Annotated in this window: 4 protein-coding genes; 3 read left to right on the top strand and 1 reads right to left on the bottom strand. The window is 59.6% G+C overall.

Annotated features, from left to right (window positions below; genetic code table 11):
• Positions 1-70 precede the first annotated feature (70 nt).
• The 3 genes from ACK4TM_RS16920 to ACK4TM_RS16930 are packed head-to-tail and all read left to right on the top strand — an operon-like array spanning position 71 to position 2,551.
• On the top strand, positions 71-937 hold the full coding sequence (locus ACK4TM_RS16920) for a peptidylprolyl isomerase (RefSeq protein ID WP_409703587.1): 867 nt from the start codon (positions 71-73) through the stop codon (positions 935-937).
• 4 nt (positions 938-941) lie between these two features.
• A complete protein-coding gene (argJ, locus tag ACK4TM_RS16925; protein ID WP_409703590.1) occupies positions 942-2,156 on the top strand; it encodes a bifunctional glutamate N-acetyltransferase/amino-acid acetyltransferase ArgJ in 1,215 nt (404 codons plus the stop codon).
• Positions 2,153-2,551 carry a (deoxy)nucleoside triphosphate pyrophosphohydrolase gene (locus tag ACK4TM_RS16930; protein WP_409703593.1) on the top strand — a complete coding sequence of 133 codons (399 nt, stop codon included), beginning with the start codon at positions 2,153-2,155 and terminating at the stop codon, positions 2,549-2,551. The genes argJ and ACK4TM_RS16930 overlap by 4 nt, the downstream gene beginning before the upstream one ends.
• A gap of 48 nt (positions 2,552-2,599) precedes the next feature.
• Here the strand turns inward: ACK4TM_RS16930 and infB are convergent.
• Positions 2,600-5,075, bottom strand: a 2,476-nt coding sequence (gene infB, locus ACK4TM_RS16935; protein ID WP_409703596.1) for a translation initiation factor IF-2, incomplete at its 5' end; no start/stop codon positions are given.

The raw sequence follows: 5,075 nt of genomic DNA on the forward strand, positions 1-5,075 counted from the left end.
CAGGGATGTAAGGTCCCGGGTATAGAGTGTCAACGTCGCGCGACTGCGCGGCCAGTAAAGGGAACGTTTAATGCTGAAACATGTAACATTTTTGGGGGCTGCGGCGCTGTCGCTGTCCGTGACGACCAGCGCATCGGCACAGGATGTGGCTGCCGGAAGCGATGTCACCGCAGATACCGTCGTGGCAAAGGTCGGTGACACCGAAATCACGGTGGGGGAGTTGATCATTGCCCGCAGCATGCTGCCCCAGCAATATGCCCAGTTCCCGAATGACGTTCTGTTCACTGGCCTGGTCGACCAATTGGTTCAGCAGCAGCTTTTGGCGGACGAGCTGGAAGAAGTACCCGCCAGTATCCTTTACACACTGGCCAATGAGCGCCGCGGCCTTCTGGCTGCCGAGGTCGTGAACGCCCTGTCCGAAACAGCCGTCACCCCAGAAGCCCTGCAAGAGGCTTATAACGCCCGTTTTGCAGACGCGCCCGACGTGCCGGAATACCGCGCCTCGCATCTTCTGGTCGAGACAGAGGAAGAGGCCGCAGCCGCCAAGGCCCGGATTGACGAAGGCGAAGAATTCGCCGCAGTCGCCACCGATGTATCGATTGATCCCGCCGGCCAGCAGAACGGTGGCGATCTGGGATGGTTCAGCGAAGGCATGATGGTTGATGAATTTCAGGATGCCATTCTTGCGCTGGACATCGGCGAAGTGTCCGATCCGTTTGAAAGTCAGTTCGGCTGGCATGTCGCGACTTTGGTGGATGAACGCATCCAGCCGCAGCCCGAATTCGATCAGGTCGCCCCGCAGTTGATGGGCGAATTGCAAGAAGCCGCAGTTCTTGCCTATCTGGAAGAATTGACAGCCGCCGCCACCATCGAACGTCCGGAAGAAGGCGCGTTCGATCCCAATGTCATCGACCAGATCGACCTGTTGACGGAATAAGATCATGAAAACCTCGCCGCTTGCGCCTGCGCAATTTCCCGACCTTCCCGTCATTGCGGGCGTAACCTTTGCCAGCGCGGCGGCGGGGGTAAAATACCAGAACCGGACCGACGTGATGCTGGCTATCGCATCTGCCGGTTCATCCATCGCCGGGGTGTTTACCCGCTCAGCGACACGGTCTGCGCCAGTGCTGGATTGCCAAGCGAAACTGGGCGGCGATCCGTCCGGGCCTGCCGCGATTTTGGTGAATTCTGGCAATTCCAATGCGTTCACCGGCAAGAACGGGGTGGAAAGCGTCACCACCCTGACACATGCCGTCGCGGATCAGACGGGTGTATCAGTGGCGCGGGTCTTTACCGCCTCAACCGGGGTGATCGGGGAACCGTTGCCGCATGATCGGATCATCGCGAAAATTGCGCAACTCCATGACGGCCAAACCGAGGCCGCGATCAAGGATGCGGCCCGCGCGATTATGACCACCGACACTTTCCCCAAAGGGGCGAGCGCGACTATCGATATCGGTGGTCAGCAAGTACAGATCGCGGGTATCGCCAAAGGGTCCGGCATGATCGCGCCGGATATGGCAACGATGCTCGTCTATATCTTCACCGACGCGCTGATCGGGCAGGACGCGCTGCAAAAGCTGATTTCCCAACACAATGACCAGACATTCAACTGCATCACGGTGGACAGCGATACCTCCACTTCCGACAGCCTGATCGCCGTGGCGACGGGTGCGTCAGGTGTCGATGTAACCGCCAATGATGATTTCTCAAGCGCGCTGCATGGCGTCATGCTGGATCTGGCGCATCAGGTTGTGCGCGATGGCGAAGGTGCGACCAAATTTGTCACAGTCGCCGTGACGGGTGCTGCCGATGACGCGGATGCGCGCAAGGTCGCGATGGCGATTGCTAACAGCCCCTTGGTCAAAACCGCGATTGCGGGACATGACGCCAATTGGGGCCGCGTCGTCATGGCCGTGGGCAAATCCGGTGCACAGGCGGACCGGGACAAGCTATCAATCCGTTTCGGTGATATCACCGTGGCCGAAAACGGCTGGCGCGCGCCGGATTACTCTGAGGACGCGACCAGCGCCTATATGAAAAACGACGAACTGCTGATCGGTGTCGATCTGGGGTTGGGCGACGGTGCAAGGACCGTCTGGACCTGTGACCTCACGCATGGATATATCGATATCAACGCTGATTACCGGTCGTGAAGCTGGTTCTTGTTTCGGCTGTCGCCCTGATTGATGCGGATGGGCGGGTGCTGCTGGCGCAGCGCCCGGAAGGCAAAGCCATGGCGGGGCTATGGGAATTTCCCGGCGGCAAGGTCGAGCAGGGTGAAACGCCCGAGGCCGCGTTGATCCGCGAATTGCACGAGGAACTGGGCATCGGCACCTGGGCGTCCTGTCTGGCGCCGCTGACCTTTGCCAGCCACGCCTATGCCGATTTCCATTTGCTGATGCCGCTGTTTGCCTGCCGGAAATGGGAAGGCACGCCGCAATCCCGCGAAGGGCAGGCACTGAAATGGGTCAGACCTAATGACCTGCGCAATTATCCGATGCCTGCGGCAGATGTCCCGCTGATCCCAATCCTGCGGGACTGGCTATAGCAAAAGGGCGGCCCGTTGGACCGCCCTTTTTCATTCTGATCATACAGATCACAGGTTCCGTTCGACCGATTCCCGCTCGAAAATCTCGATCACGTCGCCGGGGCGCACGTCTTCGTAGTTTTCGAATGCCATGCCGCATTCCTGACCTGACTGAACCTCTGGCACTTCGTCCTTGAAGCGTTTGAGGGTCTTCAGTGTGCCTTCATGGATCACGACATCATCGCGCAGCAGGCGGACACCAGCGGAACGCCGCGCCACACCTTCGGTGACCAGACAGCCGGCGACCTTGCCGACATTGGACACTTTGAATACGTCCTTGATGTTGGCGTAACCGATGAACTTTTCACGGATTTCCGCAGACAACAGGCCAGAGGCGGCTTTCTTCACATCATCCACAAGGTCGTAGATGACGGAATAATACCGGATCTCCACACCCTTCTGGTTGGCTGAATTGCGGGCCGTGGCATTGGCACGCACGTTGAAACCGAACACCGGCGCGCCGGATGCTTCGGCAAGGCCGATATCGGTTTCGGTAATCGCACCGACACCCGAATGCAGCACGCGCACGCGGACTTCGTCGTTGCCGATCTTTTCCATTGCCTGAACGATCGCTTCGGCAGAACCCTGCACGTCGGCCTTGACCACGATGGGCAATTCGCTGACGTTCTCGTTCGCCTTGGCATTCGCCATGAGCTGTTCCAACGTCGTTGCCATACCAGCCGCTGCACGCTTTTCTTTGGACGCTTTTTCACGGTATTCCGCGATTTCACGCGCCTGCGCATCGGTCGAAACGACGTTCAACACATCGCCAGCTTCTGGCGTGCCGTTCAGGCCCAGAACTTCGACCGGAACGGCGGGGCCAGCTTCTGCCACACGTTCGCCCTTGTCGTTGATCAGCGCGCGCACCTTGCCGTATTGTTCGCCGACGACAAAGATATCGCCAGTGCGCAAGGTACCGTTCTGGATCAGAACTGTCGCCACAGGACCACGGCCGATATCAAGCTGCGCCTCGATCACCGCACCAACGGCGGCACGATCAGGGTTGGCTTTCAGTTCCAGAATTTCCGCCTGCAGCGCAATGGCTTCCAGCAGGTTATCCAGACCTTTCCCGGTGATGGCCGACACTTCGACATCCTGCACATCGCCGGACATCTTTTCGACCACGACTTCGTGCATCAACAGATCGGTGCGGACCTTGTCAGGGTTGGCAGATGGTTTGTCGATCTTGTTGATCGCCACGATCATCGGCACTTTGGCCGCTTTCGCATGGGCAATCGCCTCGATCGTTTGCGGCATGACGGCGTCGTCGGCGGCAACAACCAACACGACGATATCCGTAACCTGCGCGCCGCGTGACCGCATCGAGGTAAAGGCCGCGTGGCCGGGCGTATCAAGGAAAGTCAGCAGTGCACCGCTGTCGGTTTTCACCTGATAGGCACCGATATGCTGGGTGATCCCGCCAGCCTCACCAGCGACGACTTTGGCGTTGCGGATCGCATCCAGCAGCGATGTTTTACCGTGGTCGACGTGACCCATGATGGTGACGATGGGCGGACGCGTCAGCAGGTCCTTGGGATCGTCAGGCACCATCTTGATCACGTCTTCGACGTCAGCATCCGATACGCGGACAACAGTGTGACCGAATTCTTCGATGATCAGTTCGGCGGTATCCGCATCAATCGACTGGTTCTGTGTCGCCATGATACCGTTATTCATCAAGGCCTTGACCACGTCGGCGACACGTTCCGCCATACGGTTGGCAAGTTCGGACACCGTGATCGCTGGTGGCAGCGCCACATCCCGGAACACTTTTTCACGTTCGGCAGACCCGCCCATCGCCTTGGCGCGGGCGCGGTCCTGCTTGCGTTTCATCGCAGCCATCGACCGCTGGCGACCACCTTCGCGGCCGGTCAGCGCATCGTTCAATGTCAGCTTGCCCGCACGGCGACCATCATCTTCTCCACGTGTCGGTTTCGCTTTGGCGGCTTTTTCGCGCGCGTCACGTTCGCGGTCCACCTTGCGGGGACCAGCGGCGGACGGACGGTCAACGGCATTTTCGCCGGGCAGGGCGCTGGCATCAGCACCCGCAGGGGTCGCTTCGGCCTTGACCTTGGCAGCGGCGCGTTCAGCCTTGCGCTTTTCTTCTTCGGCCTTGGCCTTGGCGCGTTCTTCGCGTTCGCGATCTTCGGCCTCTTTGGCTTCCATCTCGGCGCGGCGCGCCTCGCGTTCGGCGGCACGTTCTTTTTCTTCAGCTTCGCGCTTGGCGGCTTCTTCGGTTTCGCGGGCGCGGGCCATCGCCAACGCCTTCATCCGGCGTTCGAGTTCAACATCCGAGATGCCGGCGGGCCGTTTGGACGGATCGCCGCCCATTTGCACGCCAGTCGATCCGGCGGGCTTGGCCGCACCGGGTTTGGGCACCACAACGCGTTTACGTTTGGTTTCCACCACGACGTTTTTGGTCCGCCCATGGCTGAAACTTTGCTTCACGTTGCTTGGACGTGACCCACCAAGGCCGAGTGGTTTT

Source organism: Yoonia sp., assembly GCF_046292185.1.
Lineage (GTDB): Bacteria > Pseudomonadota > Alphaproteobacteria > Rhodobacterales > Rhodobacteraceae > Yoonia.